Source organism: Robertmurraya sp. FSL W8-0741 (assembly GCF_038004005.1).
GTDB lineage: Bacteria > Bacillota > Bacilli > Bacillales > Cytobacillaceae > Robertmurraya > Robertmurraya siralis.
In genome coordinates, this window is the sequence record NZ_JBBOQG010000001.1 from 1,241,555 (window position 1) to 1,264,267 (window position 22,713).

Here is a 22,713-nt window from a genome sequence, read left to right on the forward strand (position 1 = left end):
CCAAAAACTACAGACGTAAATTCCGAATCGCAGCCCTATCCTTATCCTAAGAGCTAATCCAGGATTCGCCTGAAAAAAAGTAGGAATAGTTTGCCAAAAGGTTCAGTTTTCTTTGAACGCAGGTCTGAATTGTAATGAACGCTCTTGTCTTTGACCATGACTCTTCCCATTTTCCAGAGAAAATACCGAGAATAAAACCATTTTTTCGAAAAGCATACACAAAACGGCCTAGAAGCACTAGAGGAGGAAAGGAAATGAAAGAGGATCAAAAAGTATATGATGTGACGATCATTGGCGGCGGTCCAGTGGGAATGTTCACTGCATTTTATGGAGGCATGAGGCAGCTATCTGTAAAGGTAATTGAAAGCCTTCCCCAGTTAGGCGGGCAGCTAGCGGCACTTTATCCTGAGAAGTTTATTTATGATGTGGCAGGTTTTCCAAAGGTACGCGCACAAGAGCTTGTCGATCGACTTAAAGAGCAAATGTCAGTTTTTTCACAGACGATTGTTTTAGGACAAACTGTTAATAAAGTGGAAAAACAGGAGGGTGGCATATTTACGTTAACAACGAATGATGAGATTCATTACTCAAAAACAGTCGTTATTACTGCTGGTGTAGGTGCCTTTCAGCCTCGTCGCATTGAATTAGAAAATAGTATTCAATATGAAGGAAAGAATTTATATTATTTTATCGATGATTTAAACAAGTTTGCTAATCAAAAAGTGATTGTATTTGGTGGCGGAGATTCCGCGGTCGATTGGACGCTGATGCTTGAGCCGATTGCTGAGAAGGTTTCCATTGTTCATCGTCGCGATAAATTTCGTGCTCATGAGCATAGTGTTGAAAGTCTTCAAAATTCAAAAGTAGATGTAAAAACTCCTTATGTCCCGGCTGCATTGATAGGCGATGAGGAGAAGATTTATCAGGTCGTTCTAGAGAATGTCACAACGAAGGAAAATGAAACATTAAATGTAGATGCGGTTATTGTCAATTATGGTTTCGTTTCTGCACTGGGCCCCATTAAGGAGTGGGGATTAAACATTGAGAAAAATTCTATCGTCGTCAATTCAAAAATGGAGACGAATATTGCAGGGATTTACGCAGTAGGAGATATCTGTACGTATGACGGAAAGGTGAAATTGATTGCGAGTGGGTTCGGAGAAGCTCCTGTAGCAATAAATGCGGTCAAACACTTTGTAGATCCAACAGCGAAAAAGCATGTCCCACACAGTTCCGATATGTTCAAGTAAATTTCATGGCACACAACTGAAAAGACATCATATTTTAATTTTTTATACTTTTTAGTTGAAAAAGATTAAAAAAGAAAATACAATAAAAGAGTAAATCGGTTTCATTAAATTACATATTGGGAGGAATTATGAATGGCAAAGTACGAATTACCAGCATTACCTTATGCAAACAATGCTCTTGAACCACATATTGACGAACAAACAATGATGATTCACCATGACCGTCATCATGCAACGTATGTCAATAATTTAAATGCAGCACTTGAGGGTCATGATGATCTAGCAAGTAAGACTGTTGAACAGTTAATTGCAAACCTGGATGCAGTTCCTGAAAACATTCGTACAGCGGTGAGAAATAATGGTGGCGGACATGCGAATCACAGTCTTTTCTGGACGCTTCTTTCTCCAAATGGTGGTGGAAATCCGACTGGTGAAGTGGCAGAGGCAATTAACAGTGCTTTCGGAAGCTTTGACGCATTTAAAGCTGAATTTGCTAAAGCAGCAACTACTCGTTTCGGTTCAGGCTGGGCATGGTTGATCGTTGATAATGGTCAACTTGCTATTACTAGCACAGCAAACCAAGATAGCCCATTAATGGAAGGTAAAACTCCAATTCTTGGTCTTGATGTTTGGGAGCATGCTTACTACTTAAACTATCAAAACAGACGTCCTGATTACATCGCAGCATTTTTCAATGTCATCAATTGGGATGAAGTAAACAAGTTATTTGCAGCTGCAAAATAAAAATTAAAAAAGCTGAACTGTCCACAATTAAGAAGACAGTGGTATAGGCGGCTTTAGCTCTATATTTTTTAGGGCTAAAGCTGCTTTTTGATCGTCAAGTTCATCGTATGTCTCATAACACTATTTCTCTATATTGCCCTGCTTCTGTCCTCTTTTTTTAAGCTGCACTTACTACCAATGATCATTGGCTCAAAAATACATGACTGTGAAGCCGATATGAGCCCTTTTAAACATAAAAATGCTCCCTTTGCAGTAAAGGGAGCACTTCAGTAAAACAAACAGCACTTTTTTCTGTTCGAAAGTCAAGTGGTGATGGCGAGCAACAGATGATAAGACAAAGGCGGTCGTTACTGTTTTCAAGATAATGGGTCCAATTATTAATTAGATGTCAATATTTACGGCGTAATTAGTTTTCTATTTATATTTGATTTTTTCCCCTATGATTGCAAGGTGATTAAAAATCTACAGTGATCGTTGCCATCCGTTTTGCAGCTTGCTCTTCGAACATCATCTGCGTCAAGAACAGCTTTTAGAATGTTTGTTTCACATTGACAAGCTGTTTTGTATTGATTGGCAACTGCGATGATTGGACAATTATATTCAACTAGTTCAAAGGTATTGTTGTTAATTTGTGAGACATCGGCCATGTATCCTTTTTCATTTTGGATAGCGACAATTTCTGTCATTTTTTCAAGAGCGTTTTTTTGTGTTAATCGCTGTGTATACTCAGTGGTTAAGCGTTCTTCCCTTTTATGAAATAAATCGGCAATTGATTCTTCTCCATACATTTCTTCTATGTCCTGTAAAAATTCAAGCGTAATCCCTTCATAATTTTTGGGGAAAAGTGCTTCTCCTTTTTCTGCCAAAAAATAGATTTGCAGAGGTCGGCCAATTGGTTGTTTCACTTCTCTTGATGAAATGAGCTTCTCTTTTTGAAGGCCATCAAGATGTTTTCTGACGGCCATATGAGAAATATTTAATTCTTCGGTCAAATCATTGACTGTTAAAGAAACCTTCTTTTTTAGTAGTTGAAGAATTCGCTCTTTTGTTGAAATTTTGGTCGTCAAGTTAAAACACCTCAATTCTTTTCAGCATCTGATTACGACTAATTATACTAGAAAGTATAAAAAATGAAAAGAAGCTGTCTGCTGAGCAAATGTATTTCGTCAGTCTGCTAATCTAAGCAAATATTTAAGAACTAAAAACCATCCTTCTGGTAGGATGGTTCAAGGCTTATTTATTCTTGAAATAATCGATAAAAGCTTGAGAAATTTCAATCCCTTGATAAACAAATAAGGTAAGGGACGTAAATGACATAAAGCCAATGATTAAATATCGAATCCACATGGATTTTTCCCCCTTTGTTCATTTTTTAGTAAATGAGAAGGGAGTGAACCACATAATTTGACTGAAAATGAATCGGTGTTAACATCGCCATGACTCTTTTAAAGCGAATGAAAAGAAAAAGCAGTGTTGTACTCATCAAGATAAATATGACAATAATTGGTGCAAAAGACGATGATGCTGGGATGAATTTCAAGCTATCATCAACAGGATGACCCGAATGGGGGTCGGAAGATTCAAATGTACTATTATCTATGGCAATATTAAACTTGTCATGAGTAAGATGATGCTCAGTGTGACTATAGGAGAAAATGGAGAATAATAAAATAAAAGTAATGATTAAAGTTTTCTTCATTAGCTCCAGCCTCCTTTTTAATATAGTTAACATCATACACTACTTAGAAAAATTGTAAAACAAATATCGCTCGCAAGATTTGACATTTTTTGCTGAAAGTTTGATATTTGAAATTTATTAAAGAGGAGGGCTGTTTTATAACATTTTTCTGCAGTATAAAGAAAACTTTGTGATAAATGGTGATTAAAATTATCCTTCATTACAGAAAAGTTAGAAGTGATGAAAAAATGAAGAGATGGGGAAGAAGTGGGATTCAAGCATTTAACGAATTGAGAAGTACCCACACCGTTTTGTTCACAGTACGAAGTCTTTAAAAACAAAAGTAAAACGTGCATATCTGTGAAGGAAGCAAACAATAATCTCGATCAAGCGATTGCCGATTATTTAGTCGAAATTCAAGGAACTCTTTATCTTCTGCAGATTCAGAAGAGCATATTAACGAGCCGATGATCATACGAAAATACTGTGGAGCTGCTTGAGCATCGACTTGAAAAAAGGTATCGCTCTCAGCGGATGCAGTAATTGGATTAAATGAGATGTTCCAATTGACACTCGAGACTTGAACTAAGACGAACAAAAGAAAAAGCCGAAAAAACAAGGAAGAACGAATCCAAGGGAGCAGGTATTAAAAAATCAGTCTGTGCGTCAGTTAAGACGGAAAGGTGGGGCTGTTTATACACTATCCTTCCGTTAGCGCATAATATTTTTTTCTACTCCATTATTTTCGACAATTAACATATCCTTTCTTTCATTGGTTGAAAAAATCTTACTTCCAATAGGAAGTTTAGTCGCCATTTTATTTTTAAATGAATCATTTGAATCGAAAGTATAAATGCTTTCAATTTCCCCAATTTCCTCATTTTTCGTTAAATTTAATTTATTTACCCATTCAATATTTGTTTGGTAAACAGTCTTATTTAATAAGAAAATATCCGCATCTTTATTCTCTGTTAATATTTCTTTTGCTGATGGTGCTTCACTTTTATTTATAGTTGTCTGGTTATTAAACCCACATCCTGCTAAAAAAATACTAGACAGAAATATTACGAGCAGCTTGTAATTCATTTTCTTCCTCCCTCTATAAATATTGATATATCAACGGTTTGAACCGCTGTTGGAGTGCCAAAAAAATATTTTTCGACACGATTCCTAATAAAATTTACCTAATATGTTAAACTATTCCAATACATAGATACGCTACGCTGTCACTACTGGATAATGGTGGAAAGTAGTGATAAAAATTTATACGATGCACCATGGATCTCTGCGTCCCTTATGATGACGTACCCTCCCATGTCTCTGGGCATCTGTGTGCCTACATTCCTTCGTTCGGTCTAGTCATAAGGCAGAGGCTAGCAAAGCTCCTTTAGGGACTCAAGGTCGAATGGAAAAAAATAGTGCCAGCTTCTCCGTGTCATCCTGTTGTCTAGGTCTATTCAGGGGATGTAGAACTTACATAGCCTCTGCGAGACTTGGAATATCCTTCATCATTCGCTGAGCGTCAAACGCTTTGTGCTTTGTACTGATTCCATGCAACACTTTTAATAGTTTCCCACACAGAACCACAATGGATTGCTTCTTGCGCAAAGGATTAACTTTACGGTTTGTGTAATACTCATGTAACTGTCTAAAGGCCTCATTGTGACGAACCATTGGCATCATGACCCGGAAGAGGAGGGCACGCAGCTTTCTTCTCCCTCGTTTAGAGATGCGCTTTTGACCTTTGTGCTGACCAGAGGAGTTTTCACGTAACGTTAATCCCGCGAGTTTCATTAATTGGCGTGGATCTTCGTAGTGTGAGAAGCTTCCGATTTCAGCTAATAAATCAACAATCGTTGTATCTCCAAGCCCTGGAACCGTTGATAGCCATTCATATTCTACAGATGTTTGTACAATCTCAACTAAGTGCTGAGTAATGCTTTCGATATCTTGTTCAAGTTGATGGTAACGGCGGACGAGTGTGGCGATTTCTATACGTGCCATCTCACGTCCTTCTGTTACTCCGATAGAGTTAGCTGCGACTTCAATAAGACGCATAGCTTTCGGTCTTTGAGGGGATTTGAGTCCCTCGACCTTCCGATAAAGCGTCAAGATTTCATCGGGTAGCTTTTGATGAAGATCACTTGGGAATGGGGTACATTCAAGTACCGCCAAGGCCATCTTCCCGAAAGATGGAAACACCTGAGTAAATTCAGGAAAATAGCGATCTAACCACCGAATCATCCTGTTTTTGACAACGCCTAGTTCCTCGGTCAATTTATTTCTAAAAGTGGAACCAACCCGAAGTTCAGCCTCCATGTCTTTTAAAATACGTGGATAACTAAAGCGACCATCCTTAATCAGACGGGCGATGACTAGGGCATCTTTCCGGTCATGTTTGGTTGGCAAATTATCATCCAACTCTTTTGACCGTTTGACATGTATGGGATTGGTCATCACGATAGGAATACCATGTTCCTCAAGGAAATAGGCTAAATTGAGCCAGTAATGACCAGTAGGTTCAATTCCTACGATAACTTCTGTTTTTCCATGTTCTTTCATCGCAGTAAGAATACGATGATAAAAATACTGAAAACCATCATTAGACTGCAATACCGAAAAGGATTTTTGGAGCACTCGTCCCCGATCATCCACAAAGCAAGCGTAGTGTGTCTGCTTCGCAATATCGATTCCGACTACGAGTGTTTTTTCGGTGACTTGATTTATTTTCTGATTTTGTTTAAAATCCATTTTGGAGTCCTCCTTGGTTAACTAAGTTAGGGGTCAATTCTGCAGATTTGACACCCCATATCATACCAAGAGGGCTCTTTTTTGTTCAAGTCCCCGAAAATCTTTCTAACAGGAATGCTCCTTTAATATTTTTTGTTTTAAACAGGTTCTTATGATAAATATGTTCCCTTCATCGGGAATTCAGATTGGAATTTTGCGATGTTGATTCACGGTGCCCTCAAGATAAAGCTTCTTAAGGGAATTTTCGTATGTCAGTGATTGGCTTATCTCTTTCAGTATAACTGAAAGGTTATACCCAATGATCCAAAAGCTGTTTTTTTCCACAATTCTGTTTAATAAAGCCAAAAAATCAAATAAATATTTTCACTATGGGATGGTACAAAGGAAGTTTGCTTTAATTCCCACTATATGCGTAAGTTTGTGCTTTTAAATGATCCAATCGTTAACTGCATCAAACGAACTAGAAATATGGTAAGATGAAATTATGAATTTGTCGGGCAGGAAGGGGAATTCGATGGGGACCATAAAACAAATGTCTGGTGAGTTAAGAGATTGGATTATTGAAACGCTTCGTAGTGGGGTTAGTCCGGTTGTAATAGCTGATGGTCTTGTGAAAAAAGGGTTTAACCCGAGGTATGCATATGAAAGTCTGTTTCAAATTGTCGGAAACGAAGCAATTCAAACGACGGGATTTGGAGATGCACAATACCAATACGAAACGCCCGAGATTGGTAGAAAAGGCAATACCATTTATACAAATGATAGAGAGATTAAAGTGCTTTCTAAAGTAGAGAAGCCGTTTATTCTTCATTTGGACAATGTGTTGAGCGCCGAAGAATGTGAGCAGTTGATCAGTCTTTCGAGTGCACGGTTAAAGCCATCGAAAGTAGTAGACTCCGTTACCGGTGAAGAACGAGTGGCACCTGGTCGAACGAGCAAAGGAATGTATTACTCACTCATGGAAAATTCTTTTATTGCCAAGCTTGAAAAGAGATTTGAGGAAATCACAACCTACCCAATTGAACATGGTGAGGGACTTCAAGTGTTGAATTATTCAGCAGGAGAAGAGTATAAGGCACATTTCGATTATTTTCCAACGAATAAGGTTGACCACAGTAAAGGTGGACAAAGAATTGCCACATTGCTCCTTTATTTAAATGATGTTGAAGAAGGCGGAGAAACGGTTTTTCCGAAGGCTGGAGTGTCGATTGTTCCGAAGAAAGGCTCGGCTGTGTACTTTCATTATACGAACAGTATGGGGCAAGTTGATCGCATGTCGGTTCACAGTAGCATCCCGGTGATTAGAGGGGAAAAATGGGTTGCAACGAAGTGGATTCGCGAAAGTAAAATTTATTAATATGATGCCAACAGAGGGTGTTTGGAGCAGTGAAGCTTTTTAATAGATGGTTTTTCAAGGAAAATAAGCTCATTATTGAGTTTTGTGAGAGAAATTTAAATCAATTTTTGACGGAAGATGAAATTCCTAAGTACGAGTCCTTTTTCAACGAGAAGAATGTGCAATATAAAGAATATGAGTGCCAAAGTAAATGTAAAGAATGTAAAATGGCTCCATACGCCGTTGTCAATGGTGAATTTATAACTGCAGCAACTTCAAGTGAATTGCTGGAAAAGCTGAAAAGTCAAGCTTGAATTCAGATATTCGACAAACCTGATAAAACGCTTCATAATAAACTTATCAGATTTATACATTCGAAAAAAGGAAAACAACTTATATACTGTGATAAGTGTGTGAAATAGTTAAAAGAGAAAGGTGAGTTGGATATATGGATAATGTTTCAGTTTTTAAAGAAGTAATGGGCAATTACCCAACTGGTGTGACAGTTGTAACGACTATTGATGAAGCAGGGACGCCGCTTGGCTTAACGGTAAATTCCTTTGCCTCTGTTTCCATCGATCCATTAATGATCCTATGGTCAATTGATAAAAAGGTGTCTTCTTATGAACCTTTTATAAAAACAGATAAATTTGCGGTTCATGTTTTAGCAGAGGATCAGGGCGACATTTGTTCACTGTTTGCGATGAAGGGGACTGACCGATTCGCTAATTGCGAGTGGAAAACATCTGAGCTTGGCCTTCCGATTATTTCCGGAGCATTAGGCGTTCTTCAATGTAAAACCCACAAAACAGTTGAAGCCGGGGATCACACAATTTTAATTGGCGAAGTCGTTGATATCGTGAATTTTGGTAAAGAGCCACTTTTATACCACAGACGCAAGTTTGGCAAAATTCCTGCTGATTTTTATAGATAAGTCTTTTTTGCGAGAATTGAAGTTTTTTATACAATATAGGGATGAAGGTCGCTATTCCTATCTTTATGAAAACTGCGTGCGAATACCTTTCCTCATTGGCGGGAAGGTATTCCCTTTTTAGTTTAGAGGAGTATGGAATAGAGAGTTCAACTGAGAAGTTTAACTGTGTTTACTTTTTAAACCGTCTTCCGCTCAGCAAACAAAGATTAAATGTGTTTGTGAGGAGCGCTATGATGAGCATTAGGAGCTTGTATTTTTGATTTTTTGGACATCATGAATCTAACAACTTTGATTTATAGAAAGGTGATAAATAAATGGAAACAAATAAACCGTATCGTGTATTACTGTACTATATGTACGTCCCTATTGAAGATCCAGAGGAATTCGCAGCTGAACACTTAGCCTTTTGTAAGGAATTAGGTTTAAAAGGAAGAATCCTTGTTGCTGCTGAAGGAATCAATGGAACAGTGTCTGGTACAGTTGAGCAAACAGAGCAATATATGAAGAAAATGAATGAGGACCCTCGATTTGCGGAGATGGTTTTTAAAATAGATGAAGCAGATGGGCATGCTTTTAAAAAAATGCATGTACGTCCTCGTAAAGAATTGGTCACTCTTCGATTAGAGGATGATATTAATCCGAATGAATTGACTGGCAAGTATTTAAGTCCAAAGGAATTTTATCAAGCAATGCAGGACCCGAATACAGTTGTAATCGATGCTCGAAATGATTATGAGTATGATCTCGGGCATTTTAAAGGAGCTGTACGTCCGGATATTAAGGCATTCCGCGAGCTGCCAAATTGGATACGTGAGAACAAAGAAAACTTCGAAGGGAAAAAGGTTTTGACGTACTGTACAGGGGGAATTCGCTGTGAAAAGTTTTCAGGTTGGCTTGTGAAAGAAGGTTTTGAGGATGTAGGGCAGCTACATGGTGGGATTGTCACATACGGCAAGGACCCGGAAGTAAAAGGACAATTGTGGGATGGTCAATTATATGTATTTGATGAGCGCATTAGTGTTCCTGTTAACCGGGTAGAGCATGTTATCGTCGGCCGTGATCATTTTACAGGTGAGCCTTGTGAGCGCTATGTCAATTGTGCAAATCCTGAATGTAATGATAAAATTTTGTGTTCGGAGGAAAATGAACATAAATATATGCGCAGCTGCTCACATGAATGTCGTGTTCATCCAAGAAATCGTTATGTTGTCGAGCATGGTTTAACGGACGAGCAAGTCGCAGAACGGTTAAGTAAATTAGAGGAAGCTTCTGAGGCTGTAAATTAATAAAGACTCTCTCTGCTTTATTTGAGTCATTTTCGTTTATATGCTGAAATATACTCAGAACATAAAAAATAGGGAAAGCGATGAGGTGAAATGATGAATTTTCATGTTAGCAAAGAAGCTGCTCAATGGTTTAAGGAAGAAATGGATTTACAGGCTGGAGATTTTGTGCAGTTTTATGTAAAGCTTTATGGCGGCATTCCTACCGTTCATCCCAATTATTCATTAGGAATATCTTTTGGCAAAGAAGGCACTGTGGCGATTAAGGATGAAGTTGAAGGAATCACATTTTACTTCAATGATAAAGATGAATGGTTTTTAGACGATTACGTTTTAAATATCGAAGCAAAAAATGAAGATGTTGAATACATTTTTACCCCTAAATAAGACGAGGGGAACTGTTCAAAAAAATTTACGTCTTCGTTTTCGAAAGACGGTGCAAAATTTAACTTTTGTGATATGAGCTTGGCGGCTCTTTACACAGTGTTCATGAGGGCAAAGAACGGTGGATTCGCACAAAGCGTGTCGTCATAAAGAGTTTATGAGGACAAGGAAAGCCAAAAAGAGCCAAGTGTGTCCGCATGAAGGGTTCATGAGGACAGAGAACGCGAAAAAAGAGTCACTCGTGTCCGCATGAAGGTCTCATGAGGACAAAGAAAGCGAAAAAAGAGTCACTCGTGTCCACATAAAGGGTTTATGAGCACAGAGAACGTCCAAAAAGAGCCAATTGTGTCCGCATGAAGGGTTCATGAGCACAGAGAACGCCAAAAAAGAGTACCTCGTGTCCGCATAAAGGTCTCATGAGGACAAAGAAAGCCAAAAAAGAGTCAACTCGTGTCCGCATGAAGGTCTCATGAGGACAGAGAAAGCGAAAACGTGGCCAATCGTGTCCGCATAAAAGCCCCATGAGGACAAAGATCGCCAAAACGAAGCAAAACGTGTCCTCATAGAGTGTTATCGTGGTTCCAGGAGAAAGAATAAATTCTTGCCCTGCATCACACTAATGCTCATTGTACGGCTTTGATAAGGCACCTGTCGAGTTTTTGGTGGCACTAGTCATAGTAAGTAGTAGTGCCTGTCAGCTACTCTTAACGTAGTCATAAAAAAGGAAGTGGAGAAAAACGAACTATTTTTCTCCACTTCCTTTTTTATGATTTATCGAACTGCACTTTTTCATCTTAAGGGATTTTTGTGAGGACGATCACATAGCTTAGGACATGTTAGAATGTATACTAGAGTTATGTTGTGGATTAAGGAGTCATTCTATGTATCAATTTTTTAGTGAAATTAGTAATCTCATATCTCGTCCACTAATTAATATAGGCCTGCAGACAATGAGCATCCCGGTGCTCTCCGCATTTATACTAGGGATTGTCGGTGCTGTTGCTCCGTGCCAATTTACAGGGAATTTAGGGGCGATTACCGTTTATGGTAATCAATCCTTGCAGCGAAGTGTGGCATGGCAAGGTGTCTTCTTTTTTATTTTAGGAAAAATTGCGGTTTTTTCTGGTCTTGGTCTTCTCATCTGGTTTGTGGGGAATGAAGTAAAAGAGACGTTAATGCTCTATTTTCCTTGGATTCGGAAGGTTGTCGGTCCGATTCTAATAATCATCGGTCTCTTTATGCTCGGTTTCATTACCTTTTCAAAGGCAATCTCATTCAGTATTTTTCCAGAAAAATTCAAGGCCAAAGGAAATCTTGGCGCCTTTTTAATGGGCGCTAGCTTTACTTTAGGCTTTTGTCCGACGATGTTTACACTCTTTTTTGTTACACTGATGCCAATGGCAACAGCGGTTCCATATGGTGCTATTTTACCTGTGTTTTTTGCTATAGGGACATCTCTTCCCGTGTTGCTCGCGATTTTTTTCATTTGGTACTTTGAATTAGGTGGTAAATTCGTGAAAAAAAGTGGGAGAAAGATAGGCGCAGTTGTGCAAAAAATAGCAGGGGGGCTGCTTCTTGTTTTAGGTATACTTGATACGATTACATATTGGGGATATTAATGCAACCGTTAACGGTTGTTTTTTTTGCGAAAGGGAAACTCGTAATATCCGAATGAAGAATCGTTGCCACGAACGCGGAAATGTTTCTAACTCATCCAAAACTCCTTCACCTTCTTTTCAATTTGGCAAAATTCTCAAAAAGATTCTTTAAACAAAACATTTGTTCATAAAGTTTTCAAATTTTGATCAGAAAAAAGTGAAAACTATTTCCCAAAATCACATTAATTATAATATACTATATATTAATAAGTATAACATATATTAAGATTACCAATGAAATAGAGTATAATATTTAACGCTAGAGGGTGGTGGAATTGATTAAATTAACGAAGCGTCAAGAAGAAATTCTGCAGATTGTTAAAAAGGAAGGTCCGATTTCTGGGAAGGAAATTGCTGACAAATTGTCATTGAAAAGAGCAACCCTTAGGCCGGATTTGGCCATTTTAACAATGGCTGGCAATTTAGAAGCAAGAACGAAAGTGGGTTATACGTATAAGGAAGGGGCAAGTGCAGTACCTTTTATGACAATCTCAGAACAATTTGTTAGGGAGTATAAAGGTCATCCTGTTGTCGTCCGAAATTCCTCGTCTGTTTATGATGCCATCGTACAAATTTTCTTAAAAGATGTAGGGGCTATATATGTTGTTAATGATGACAATCATCTTGTTGGCGTGATCTCAAGAAAGGACCTTTTAAGGGCAAGTATGGGAACGCAGGATCTTCGCGATATTCCTGTTAATGTCATCATGACGAGGATGCCTAATATTATCACAATTAAACTGGAGGATACGCTCCATACAGCAGCCAAAAGAATGATCGAGCATCATATTGATTCCTTGCCTGTTGTTCAAGAAATCAACAAGGTAAGTCATACATATAAAGTGGTTGGACGTATTACGAAGACAACCATTGCGAAGGCGTATATGGAGTTAAGCAAATGTTATACGGTATAGGAGTGAAGCCATTTTGGAAGAGAAAGAAACGGTATTTGTCGTATCAGACTCCGTTGGCGAGACCGCTGATTTAGTTGTTAAAGCCGTTGCAACCCAATTTAATGGAGGTTTTGTGGAGTTAAGGAAAAATGCATTTGTGGAGAATTACGAGGATATAGAAGATATCCTGCTGATGGCGAAGCAGGTTCCATCGCTTATCGCTTATACCATTGTGATTCCAAAGCTCAAAAGCTATTTAGATCGGCGGGCGAAGGAAGAAAATTTAGCAGCTATTGATCTACTAAGTCCGCTAATGGATGCATTTAGTCGAACATTTAATAAAAGTCCAAAGTATCAGCCAAAACTTATGAGACAGCTTGATGAATCTTACTTCAGAAAAATTGAGGCGATTGAATTTGCCGTAAAGTACGATGACGGGAGAGATCCGCGCGGACTATTGCATGCTGATATTGTCCTAGTGGGAGTCTCGCGAACCTCAAAAACACCGCTTTCGATGTATTTGGCTCATAAACGTTATAAGGTTGCCAATGTTCCACTTGTACCAGAGGTGGCACCGCCGGATGAACTTTATCAAATATCACGCAATAAATGCGTCGGTCTTATTATCAGTCCTGATAAATTAAATTCCATTCGCAAGGAGCGGTTGAAGAACCTTGGATTAACTTCTCAAGCAAACTATGCAAGCTTTGAACGGATATTAGAGGAATTGGATTATGCTGATAAAATCATGAGACGTCTTGGATGTCCGGTTATTAATGTGTCTGATAAGGCGATTGAAGAAACGGCCGACTATATTTTAAATACGCTCAAAAAATAGCCAAATATGAACTCATAAGAGAGGAGTATGAATGATGAAGAAATTTGTCTACATGTTTGATGAAGGAAATAGTCTGATGAAAGAATTATTAGGAGGAAAGGGAGCCAATCTTGCTGAAATGACAGCAATCGGGCTGCCGGTCCCATTTGGTTTTACAATATCTACGGAAAGCTGTAACGCCTATTATGATGCAGGGAAAAAAGTCTCTTCTGAAATTGAGGAACAAATTTTCACCTGCCTACAGATGCTTGAGGAAAAGACAGGAAAAATACTCGGCGATCCTGCAAATCCATTGCTTGTTTCCGTTCGTTCTGGAGCAGTTTTTTCCATGCCTGGGATGATGGATACAATTTTAAACTTAGGAATGAATGATGAAACGGTTAAAGGGCTGGCAAGACTTACGAAAAATCCACGATTTGCTTATGACTCTTATCGCCGCTTTATTCAAATGTTTTCTGATGTTGTACTTGATGTTGATACTTTTTTCTTTGAACAGCTTCTTGAGGAATACCGTGAAGACCACGGATACTCACATGATCCGGAACTATCGGCGGAAGATTGGCAGATGGTGATTGCTGGCTATAAAAAAATTGTGAAAGAGCGTACAAGAAAGGAGTTTCCACAAAACCCTAAAGAACAGCTATTGCTATCGATTAAAGCAGTATTTGATTCATGGAATAATCAGCGGGCAATTGTCTATCGCCGATTAAATAAAATTCCTGATCATCTAGGAACAGCCGTCAATATTCAAAGCATGGTGTTTGGAAACATGGGAAATGATTCAGGGACAGGGGTTGCTTTTACAAGAAATCCATCAACAGGAGAACATACATTATATGGTGAATACTTAATCAATGCTCAAGGAGAGGACGTTGTTGCTGGAATTCGCACACCACAACCGATCTTGACGTTAGAAAAGGAAATGCCTGATGTCTTTAAACAATTCTCTGAAACTTGTCAGCTATTAGAAAATCATTACAAAGATATGCAAGACATTGAATTTACGGTTGAAAGAGGCAAGCTTTTCATTTTACAAACAAGAACAGGCAAACGCACAGCTCAAGCAGCAATCCGCATTGCTGTAGAAATGGTTGAAGAAGGCGTGATTGATAAAAAAACGGCTCTGCTCCGCGTCGATCCGGATCAGTTGAATCAACTGCTTCACCGCCGTATAGATGAATCAGTTACTCGCAAAATTTTAACAAAGGGGCTGCCAGCTTCACCAGGGGCAGCTAGTGGTCAAGTGGTCTTTGATGCAGACGAGGCTGAAATATTGGGAAATGAAGGGAAAAAGGTCATCCTTATTCGGCCAGAAACGACTCCTGACGATATCCATGGTATTGTTGCGGCACAAGCTGTCGTAACGAGTCGTGGTGGAATGACGAGCCATGCCGCAGTGGTTGCAAGAGGAATGGGGAAGGCATGTATTTGTGGCTGTGAGGCACTAAAAATTGACCTGAAGGCAAAGCAAATGTCCATTGGAGACACCGTTATCCGCGAAGGTGAAGTGCTAACGATTGATGGTGCAACGGGTGAAGTGATGATCGGAGAAATTCCGATGATTGAACCGCAGCTCTCAGAGGAATTCCTTCTCCTTTTGCAATGGGCTGATGAGGCAAGGAAACTTGGAGTAAGAGCAAATGCTGATAATCCAGAGGATGCGAAAAAAGCATTTGAATTCGGTGCTGGTGGAATTGGTTTATGCCGCACAGAGCATATGTTTATGGATGCGAAAAGGGTGCCGATAGTTCAAAAAATGATATTGGCAGATAACTTCGCTGAGCGGAAGGAAGCGTTAAATGAACTACTTCCCATGCAGCAAGCGGATTTCGAGGGCATTTTTGAGGCGATGCAAGGCTTCCCGGTAACGATTAGACTTCTAGATCCGCCGTTACATGAGTTTTTACCGGACAAAGAAGAATTGTTGGTAGAAGTAACAAAGCTTCAAATTTTAACTCCTGATGCACCCGAATTAGCTGAAAAAGAATTATTGTTGAAGAAGGTACATCAATTAGCTGAGTTTAATCCGATGCTTGGAGCTAGAGGCTGCAGATTAGGAATGATTCATCCAGAAATTTATGAAATGCAGGCAAAAGCAATTTTTTATGCGATTGCAAGTGTTGAAGATCAAGGGATTGCTGTTAAGCCGGAGATTATGATCCCGCTAGTGGGGCATGTTAATGAACTGAAGCAAATACGTCAACTTGTTATCGACGCAGCTTCACTGGTTCAAGAGGAAACGGGAAAGAGCTTCGACTATTTAATTGGTACAATGATCGAAATCCCTCGTGCCGCTCTTACTGCTGATGAAATTGCCGAAGAGGCTGACTTTTTCTCGTTTGGAACAAATGATTTGACGCAAACAACCTTTGGCTTTAGCCGCGATGATGCAGAGGGCAAATTCCTACAAGCTTATATTGAAAACAAGGTTCTTCCAGAAAATCCTTTCGCAGTGTTGGATTGCGGGGGAGTTGGAAAGCTTGTTGAAACAGGCGTCAAGCTTGGAAGAGCAACAAAGCCTTGGTTGAAAACAGGAATTTGTGGTGAACATGGCGGCGAGAAAAACTCGATCGAATTTTGTTATGAGACTGGATTGGATTATGTTAGTTGTTCACCATATCGTGTACCAGTGGCCCGACTGGCTGCAGCACAGGCAACAATTCGCAAGCAGCTTCAAGAGAAATCACTACAAGTTCAGGTATAATTAGAAAAGCTAGCTTCTTAGTTGAAGCTAGTTTTATTGTGTAAATATAGTTAGTATACAAATTATATTTACACAAATAAAATCTGAAGCTATAATAAAAATTATGGCTATGAGGAGTGGATTTTTTATGTCAATGGATAAATCTATTGGGTCTGCATCCGTTCGGTTAAGTAAAAAAATGACGCGGATTGTGAACCTTTATTTAAGGTCCTATCATCTTACAACAGAACAATGGGTCGTTTTAAGAGCGCTTCATGAAATAGATGGCATCACGCAAAAAGAGCTCTCACATAGAACGGATAAGGATCAAGCAACCTTGACAAAAATTCTCGATTTGGTAGAGAAGAGAAAAGCGGTTATAAGAGTGGCAAATCCTGCAGATCGCCGCTCCTTTTTGATTAAAATTACTGAACAAGGAAGGGCATTGGTTGAAGAGTTAACACCCTATATTGAAGAAATTTTTATAAGGATGGTCGCAGGAATTAAGCCGGAGAAGCTGGAAGCCTATCAAGAAGTATTGGGGTTATTGGAAAGTAATATTGAGCAACTGCTTGAGCAGACAGATTTAGAGAGAAGGAATAAAAGTGAGAGGAACATCTAGGTTATGGACAGGACGTTATATTCTGATTTTATTAATGGCATTCTTCTTTTTCCTCGGTATTCAAATTTTAACGGCGGGTTTTCCTGCCTATATTACGGATTTAAAAGAGAGCCCGACAGAGGGCGGATTGATGACAACAGTGTTTATGCTGTCAGCCATTATTACAAGGCCTTTGCTCGGCTATTTTATGCACAAAGTGAAGTTAGCGCTGTTAAACGCTTTAGCGCTTATTCTTGTGGCGTTATCAATTGGAGCCAGCATTGGGCAGGATTCACTGATTTTATTATTATGCTTGCGGAGTATACACGGAGTTGGATTTGGAATTCTTTCAACAGTGTTTGCAACAATGGCAACCAATATTATTCCCACAAAAAAACTAGGTGAAGGCATCGGGTATTACGGGATGGCTACAAGCATAGGTACAAGCATCGCCCCAATGATTGCCTTGTCACTTCTGCAATTGGCCTCCTATTATTATATGATCGTATTCACGATGGGCTTAACGCTCGTTACTCTGGTAATCTCGTTATTTATTAAAACTCCACAGCAGAGTGCTTCTTTGCCCGTAAACGAAAGAAAAATGACCTTTCAAGAATCTCTTTTCGATAAAGATGCTTTCATTCCTTGCAGTCTTACGATTTTTTTTACGATATCATTAGGCGGTGTCATTAGCTTTATGGGAGAGTTGGGCAAGGAGGCCCAAATAGGAAGCTCGGTGCCGTTTTTTTCTTGGTGTTAACGCTCATGATGGTATTAGTTCGACCACTATCGGGACGATTATTTGATCGTTATGGTCATAAAATGATTATATACCCAGGTGTACTAAGCGCAATCGTCGGATTAATTCTGTTAGCGTTCACCGACCGGACAGAAACCTTGCTTCTTGCCGGAATATTTTACGGGATCGCTTACGGAGTTATCACCCCAACACTCCAAGCGATTGCGGTAAAAGCTGTCAAAAAGGAAAAACAAGGGACGGCAAATGCGATGTATTTTTCGGGAATGGATTTTGGAATTGCGATTGGTTCCATCGGACTCGGGGCAGTAGCTTCAAAGACAAGCTATCACTTCATTTATGGTTTTTCGGTTGTTTTCCTAGTCATTCTTTTAATAATTTACACAATTGTTTTATTTAAAAAAAATGCTCAGAATGAAAAATCGATTGCAGAGGCGATGTAATATAGAATGCTCCACGCTCTTTATTGAGCGGGAGCATTTTATTATTGAATCTTCACACTTCCACTGGAAACATCGACAGCGATTTTGTGTTTGCCATTACCGTGTGTTCCCTTGATGCTGCTTTTGCTTTCTTTTTCAACCTTTAACGGAAAATCGTATGAGATGTTTCCGGAACCAACCCTGCCGTCTAAGGTGAAATCAGCATCGTTTGGCAACCCAAGTGTGACAGTACCAGAACTTACGGAAATCTCTACGGAATCATTCAGTTCAGCAAAATGGACATCCAACTTTCCGGATGAAATATCGGCTTCAAGTTCTCCGCTGAAATCGTCGATATTTGCATTCCCGGAGCTTAAATCAATTGAACTTGAATTGGATGCAAGACCTTGAATGGTAGCATTTCCTGAGGAACCATTATAGGAAAACTTGTTCATTTTCAAATTGTTTAACTTGATATTACCCGATCCAATATCGATGGATAGTTCGTCAAGCGTAAACGGCTGTTTTTCAGATTTACCAGATAGTTCTACATTTCCGGAACCAATGTTGATTTCCATATCCTCTTCATAATCTTCCGGAATATAGACAGTTAGTTTTGACTTGTTAAAAAAAGAAAACCATTTATACCATTCACGCTCATAAGAGATTCTAATCGCGTCGCCCTTTTGGCTGACAATCACTTTCCCTTTTCCAACTAAATCTGCTTCTAAGTCATCCCGTTTTTCAGGAACGATTTCTAGGCTGAGCGATGTAATATCAAATTCAATCGTATCAATTTTTTTCGTAAGGTCTGCCCGGGTATTGTCCTGATTCGAAAACCAGTTGAGATTAGTAACAGTTGTATATAAAAGATATCCCCCAATGAGGATGATAAAAATTAAAAAAATTCGCTTCATTGTCAAATTTCCTCCATCGATCTTTCATTTATTTTTTTATAATAGGCTCTGTTATATGTCAGTGTTGACTTTTGGCTCATTTTGTGAAAACCTTTGGTTTCTCATGTCTTTCAGCTATGTTTAAAAAGGTTCTAGCTTTTCATCGAGTGATCAACAATGTTGTTTAACATATTTTTATCATAAACGAAATAGCGATAATAATCATTGCTCTCTAGCTTTATTTTCCACTACGTCTCAAGTCTTACGCAGAAATTATTTATTATTCTTTACATAGGGTAGGAGGGTATAGTACAATTGAGGCAGGGAGGAATGTGAATGGAGAATATTGAACCTCAAGAGTTGGAAGAATGTTGCCATGAACATGATGGGAGAAAGAGCCACCATTCAGAAAAAACAAAGAAAAACTTAGTGACAAGATTAAACCGAATCGAAGGACAAATTCGGGGAATTAAAGGTCTTATTGAAAAGGATACTTACTGTGATGATGTTATCACGCAAATATCGGCTACTACAGCAGCACTAAATGGTGTCGCTAAATTATTATTAGAGGCGCATATGAAAAGCTGTATTTTAGAAAGAGTACAAGATGGAGATCACGAAGCGATTGATGAGTTATTAGTAACAATTCAAAAGCTGATGAAAAAATAAATAGAAAGAGGGCTGTAATTATGGAAAATGTAACATTAAATGTAAAAGGAATGTCTTGTGGGCATTGTGTAAAAGCGGTTGAAGGAAGCGTGGGTAAATTAGACGGCGTTAACGATGTGAAGGTAAATCTAGAAGCAGGTACAGTAGCTGTCGATTTTAACAGCGCTGTCGTCTCGATTGATACGATTAAAGAAACAATCGATGATCAAGGATATGATGTAGGGTAATTTTATAGAAACAGACGTGCTATATTGAGACTAGCACGTTCTTTTATCCATTCTATATACCTTATGGGGGTATATAGGAGAGCTGAGGTGAAAATCAATGAGCATATTAAAGGAAACGAATATGCAAATTACTGGGATGACTTGTGCTGCATGTGCAACCCGTATCGAAAAAGGCTTGAGAAAACTTGAAGGAATTGAGGAAGCAAATGTCAACCTTGCTTTAGAACGTTCAGCGATTAAATATGATCCGAACATAACGAATCTCGAAACGATACAAAATAAAGTTCGCGATTTAGGTTATGAAGTTGTAATCGAAAAAACAGAGCTTGAAATAACCGGAATGACTTGTGCAGCCTGTTCTGCAAGAATTGAAAAAGGTTTAAATAAGCTGGATGGCGTCACAAGTGCGACCGTTAATTTAGCTCTTGAGAAAGCGACAATAGAATATAATCCGACGGAGTTAACGACAGGAGATTTGATTAAAAAGGTGCAGGATTTAGGTTATGGTGCTCGTATGAAAGAGGACGGGAAGGAAGCTGTCGATCATCGGGAAGCGGAAATTAAGAAGCAGCAGAATCGATTTATTTTTTCAATGCTCTTATCCTTGCCGCTATTATGGTCTATGGTTGGTCATTTTCAATTTACTTCCTTTATCTATGTGCCAGACCTTTTTATGAATGCTTGGTTTCAATTGTTGCTTGCCACGCCCGTACAATTTTATATCGGCAAGCAGTTTTATGTTGGTGCATATAAGGCGTTGAAGAATAAAAGTGCGAATATGGATGTGCTAGTAGCTTTAGGAACTTCTGCCGCGTATTTTTACAGTTTATACTTATCTTTTAAAATGATGAATATGCATGGGCATTCACCGGAACTTTATTATGAGACAAGCGCGGTCTTGATTACTTTAATTGTCCTTGGCAAGCTGTTTGAGGCAAAAGCAAAAGGGCGTTCGTCTGAAGCAATAAAAAAACTAATGGGGCTGCAGGCAAAAACGGCGATCGTCGAGCGCGATGGGGCAGAAATGGAAATTCCGTTGGAAGAAGTTGTGGTAGGCGATCTTTTTCATGTCAAACCAGGAGAGAAAATCCCGGTCGATGGGGTTATTTTTGCAGGTCAGTCTGCTATTGATGAGTCGATGCTGACTGGAGAAAGTGTACCTGTTGATAAAAAAGTTGGCGATGAGGTCATTGGAGCAACCATTAATAAAAATGGCTTCTTGAAGATTGAAGCAACGAAGGTAGGTAAGGATACCGCACTTGCGCAAATTATAAAAATTGTGGAAGAAGCTCAAGGCTCTAAAGCTCCAATTCAACGATTGGCAGATAAAATTTCCGGTATTTTTGTACCAATTGTTGTTGGAATTGCGATTTTAACATTTATATTATGGTATTTTGTCGTAACGCCAGGAGATTTTGCAAGAAGCTTAGAGAATTTAATTGCAGTTCTCGTTATTGCATGTCCTTGTGCGCTTGGATTGGCGACGCCTACGTCGATTATGGCAGGCTCAGGCCGTGCGGCGGAGTTTGGAATTTTATTTAAAGGTGGAGAGCATTTAGAAATGACCCATCGAGTTACTTCTGTCGTGCTGGATAAAACGGGTACGGTTACGAATGGGACACCTGTTTTAACTGATGTTGTGACAGAAATGGATGAAAGGGAATTTTTAGTACTTGTCGCAAGTGCGGAAAAAAAATCGGAACATCCATTAGCTGAAGCGATCGTAGCAGGTGTTAAAGATAGAGGAATGTCTTTAAAGGAGGTCGCTGAGTTCGAGGCGATTCCAGGGTTTGGGATTCGTGCCACAGTCGAAGGCAAAGAGATCCTTGTCGGTACAAGAAAGCTGATGAGCCGCTTTGAGATTGATGCCAGTAACCATTTAAGTGAGATGGAAGCTCTAGAACGAGAAGGAAAAACAGCGATGCTTGTTGCGATTAATCATGTGTTGTCCGGGGTGGTAGCTGTAGCAGACACCATTAAGGAAACGTCAATTTCAGCGGTTCAGAGGCTTAAAGAACTGGGCTTAGATGTGATCATGATAACTGGTGATAATGAAGAGACGGCAAAGGCAATTGCCGGAAAAGCAGGAATAGAGCATTACATTGCAGAAGTCCTTCCTGAGGGAAAAGCAAATGAAGTGAAAAAGCTTCAGGCCAGTGGGAAGAAGGTAGCTATGGTTGGAGACGGGATTAATGATGCTCCTGCTTTGGCTGTTGCCGATATTGGGATGGCGATCGGAACGGGTACGGATGTGGCGATGGAAGCTGCCGATATTACATTAATCCGTGGTGATTTAAACAGCATTGCTGATGCAATTTCAATGAGTCGAAAAACGATCCGCAATATTAAACAAAACTTGTTTTGGGCTTTCGGTTATAACACGATGGGAATTCCCGTTGCGGCGATGGGTTTTCTTGCACCATGGCTTGCAGGGGCGGCGATGGCATTCAGTTCGGTTTCAGTCGTTTTAAATGCATTGCGCCTGCAAAAAGTAAAACTATAGGTGAGTACGTTTTTTAAACAATATGACAACATCTGGTCTATTTAAGCATTACTTGAAGCTATCGATTCATTCGATAGCTTTTTTTCGTCAACTTTTTTATACTTGATGCAAGAGGTTAGTTGCATTTGCATAGTGTTTATTATGTTTCAGTTGTTGGTTATGAATTGAAAGTATGGTCATATATTGATAATAGTTTTGAAATGGAG

At 39.2% G+C, this 22,713-nt stretch carries 22 protein-coding genes; 17 read left to right on the top strand and 5 right to left on the bottom strand.

All coding sequences use genetic code 11. From position 1 onward, the window contains the following. Positions 1-254: 254 nt before the first annotated feature. Together NST02_RS05990 and NST02_RS05995 are read left to right on the top strand one after the other, a co-directional pair. A complete protein-coding gene (locus NST02_RS05990; protein ID WP_340948442.1) occupies positions 255-1,250 on the top strand; it encodes an NAD(P)/FAD-dependent oxidoreductase in 996 nt (331 codons plus the stop codon). A 132-nt stretch (positions 1,251-1,382) separates the two neighbouring features. Next, positions 1,383-1,994 (top strand): superoxide dismutase, encoded by a 612-nt coding sequence (locus NST02_RS05995; RefSeq protein ID WP_095310591.1) that lies wholly within the window; start codon positions 1,383-1,385, stop codon positions 1,992-1,994. A 437-nt stretch (positions 1,995-2,431) separates the two neighbouring features. Here NST02_RS05995 and NST02_RS06000 read toward each other — a convergent pair whose 3' ends face one another. The 4 genes from NST02_RS06000 to NST02_RS06015 all read right to left on the bottom strand — a co-directional run bounded on the left by NST02_RS06000 (position 2,432) and on the right by NST02_RS06015 (position 6,423). After that, the gene (locus tag NST02_RS06000) at positions 2,432-3,061 is read right to left on the bottom strand and encodes a helix-turn-helix transcriptional regulator (RefSeq protein WP_095310589.1); all 630 of its coding nucleotides are present in this window, start codon (positions 3,059-3,061) and stop codon (positions 2,432-2,434) included. Positions 3,062-3,366: 305 nt separating this feature from the next. Further along, complete coding sequence (locus tag NST02_RS06005) at positions 3,367-3,693, bottom strand: hypothetical protein (RefSeq protein ID WP_095310587.1); 327 nt, start codon at positions 3,691-3,693, stop codon at positions 3,367-3,369. A 690-nt stretch (positions 3,694-4,383) separates the two neighbouring features. Beyond that, positions 4,384-4,758: a hypothetical protein gene (locus NST02_RS06010; protein ID WP_340948444.1), complete on the bottom strand. Its 375-nt coding sequence runs from the start codon at positions 4,756-4,758 to the stop codon at positions 4,384-4,386. A gap of 387 nt (positions 4,759-5,145) precedes the next feature. Continuing rightward, the gene (locus tag NST02_RS06015; RefSeq protein WP_095314896.1) at positions 5,146-6,423 is read right to left on the bottom strand and encodes an IS110 family transposase; all 1,278 of its coding nucleotides are present in this window, start codon (positions 6,421-6,423) and stop codon (positions 5,146-5,148) included. Between the two features lie 514 nt (positions 6,424-6,937). Here NST02_RS06015 and NST02_RS06020 point away from each other — a divergent pair. The 12 genes from NST02_RS06020 (at position 6,938) to NST02_RS06075 (ending at position 18,233) form a co-directional block, all read left to right on the top strand. Further along, positions 6,938-7,780, top strand: a complete 843-nt coding sequence (locus NST02_RS06020) for a 2OG-Fe(II) oxygenase (protein ID WP_340948446.1) — start codon at positions 6,938-6,940, stop codon at positions 7,778-7,780. A 29-nt stretch (positions 7,781-7,809) separates the two neighbouring features. After that, positions 7,810-8,073, top strand: a complete 264-nt coding sequence (locus NST02_RS06025; RefSeq protein ID WP_095314887.1) for a DUF1450 domain-containing protein — start codon at positions 7,810-7,812, stop codon at positions 8,071-8,073. Positions 8,074-8,207: 134 nt separating this feature from the next. Next, complete coding sequence (locus NST02_RS06030; protein ID WP_095314886.1) at positions 8,208-8,693, top strand: flavin reductase family protein; 486 nt, start codon at positions 8,208-8,210, stop codon at positions 8,691-8,693. Positions 8,694-9,007: 314 nt separating this feature from the next. Next, positions 9,008-9,979 carry an oxygen-dependent tRNA uridine(34) hydroxylase TrhO gene (gene trhO, locus NST02_RS06035; RefSeq protein WP_212933637.1) on the top strand — a complete coding sequence of 324 codons (972 nt, stop codon included), beginning with the start codon at positions 9,008-9,010 and terminating at the stop codon, positions 9,977-9,979. A 90-nt stretch (positions 9,980-10,069) separates the two neighbouring features. Beyond that, positions 10,070-10,363 (top strand): HesB/YadR/YfhF family protein, encoded by a 294-nt coding sequence (locus tag NST02_RS06040; RefSeq protein WP_244988910.1) that lies wholly within the window; start codon positions 10,070-10,072, stop codon positions 10,361-10,363. 878 nt (positions 10,364-11,241) lie between these two features. Beyond that, positions 11,242-11,979, top strand: a complete 738-nt coding sequence (locus tag NST02_RS06045) for an urease accessory protein UreH domain-containing protein (RefSeq protein WP_095311539.1) — start codon at positions 11,242-11,244, stop codon at positions 11,977-11,979. Positions 11,980-12,293: 314 nt separating this feature from the next. Continuing rightward, positions 12,294-12,932 (top strand): helix-turn-helix transcriptional regulator, encoded by a 639-nt coding sequence (locus NST02_RS06050; protein WP_280526668.1) that lies wholly within the window; start codon positions 12,294-12,296, stop codon positions 12,930-12,932. Positions 12,933-12,945: 13 nt separating this feature from the next. Further along, positions 12,946-13,749, top strand: a complete 804-nt coding sequence (locus tag NST02_RS06055; RefSeq protein WP_095311535.1) for a pyruvate, water dikinase regulatory protein — start codon at positions 12,946-12,948, stop codon at positions 13,747-13,749. Between the two features lie 34 nt (positions 13,750-13,783). Further along, positions 13,784-16,453, top strand: coding sequence for a pyruvate, phosphate dikinase (gene ppdK / locus NST02_RS06060; protein WP_340949995.1), 2,670 nt, complete (start codon positions 13,784-13,786; stop codon positions 16,451-16,453). A gap of 127 nt (positions 16,454-16,580) precedes the next feature. Then, entirely contained in the window at positions 16,581-17,054 is a 474-nt protein-coding gene (locus tag NST02_RS06065) for a MarR family winged helix-turn-helix transcriptional regulator (protein WP_095311531.1), read from the top strand. Beyond that, positions 17,038-17,793, top strand: a complete 756-nt coding sequence (locus NST02_RS06070) for an MFS transporter (RefSeq protein ID WP_340948452.1) — start codon at positions 17,038-17,040, stop codon at positions 17,791-17,793. The genes NST02_RS06065 and NST02_RS06070 overlap by 17 nt, the downstream gene beginning before the upstream one ends. A gap of 5 nt (positions 17,794-17,798) precedes the next feature. After that, positions 17,799-18,233: an MFS transporter gene (locus NST02_RS06075; RefSeq protein WP_340948454.1), complete on the top strand. Its 435-nt coding sequence runs from the start codon at positions 17,799-17,801 to the stop codon at positions 18,231-18,233. Positions 18,234-18,274: 41 nt separating this feature from the next. On the opposite strand, the gene liaG is transcribed toward NST02_RS06075, so the two are convergent. Then, positions 18,275-19,129, bottom strand: a complete 855-nt coding sequence (gene liaG, locus NST02_RS06080; RefSeq protein ID WP_095311527.1) for a LiaG family protein — start codon at positions 19,127-19,129, stop codon at positions 18,275-18,277. Between the two features lie 315 nt (positions 19,130-19,444). Between liaG and NST02_RS06085 the strand changes: the two genes are divergently transcribed. The 3 genes from NST02_RS06085 (at position 19,445) to NST02_RS06095 (ending at position 22,507) form a co-directional block, all read left to right on the top strand. After that, entirely contained in the window at positions 19,445-19,777 is a 333-nt protein-coding gene (locus NST02_RS06085; RefSeq protein WP_095311524.1) for a metal-sensitive transcriptional regulator, read from the top strand. A 20-nt stretch (positions 19,778-19,797) separates the two neighbouring features. Then, the gene (gene copZ, locus NST02_RS06090; RefSeq protein WP_095311522.1) at positions 19,798-20,004 is read left to right on the top strand and encodes a copper chaperone CopZ; all 207 of its coding nucleotides are present in this window, start codon (positions 19,798-19,800) and stop codon (positions 20,002-20,004) included. A 97-nt stretch (positions 20,005-20,101) separates the two neighbouring features. Further along, positions 20,102-22,507 carry a heavy metal translocating P-type ATPase gene (locus tag NST02_RS06095; protein WP_095311520.1) on the top strand — a complete coding sequence of 802 codons (2,406 nt, stop codon included), beginning with the start codon at positions 20,102-20,104 and terminating at the stop codon, positions 22,505-22,507. Positions 22,508-22,713 lie beyond the last annotated feature (206 nt).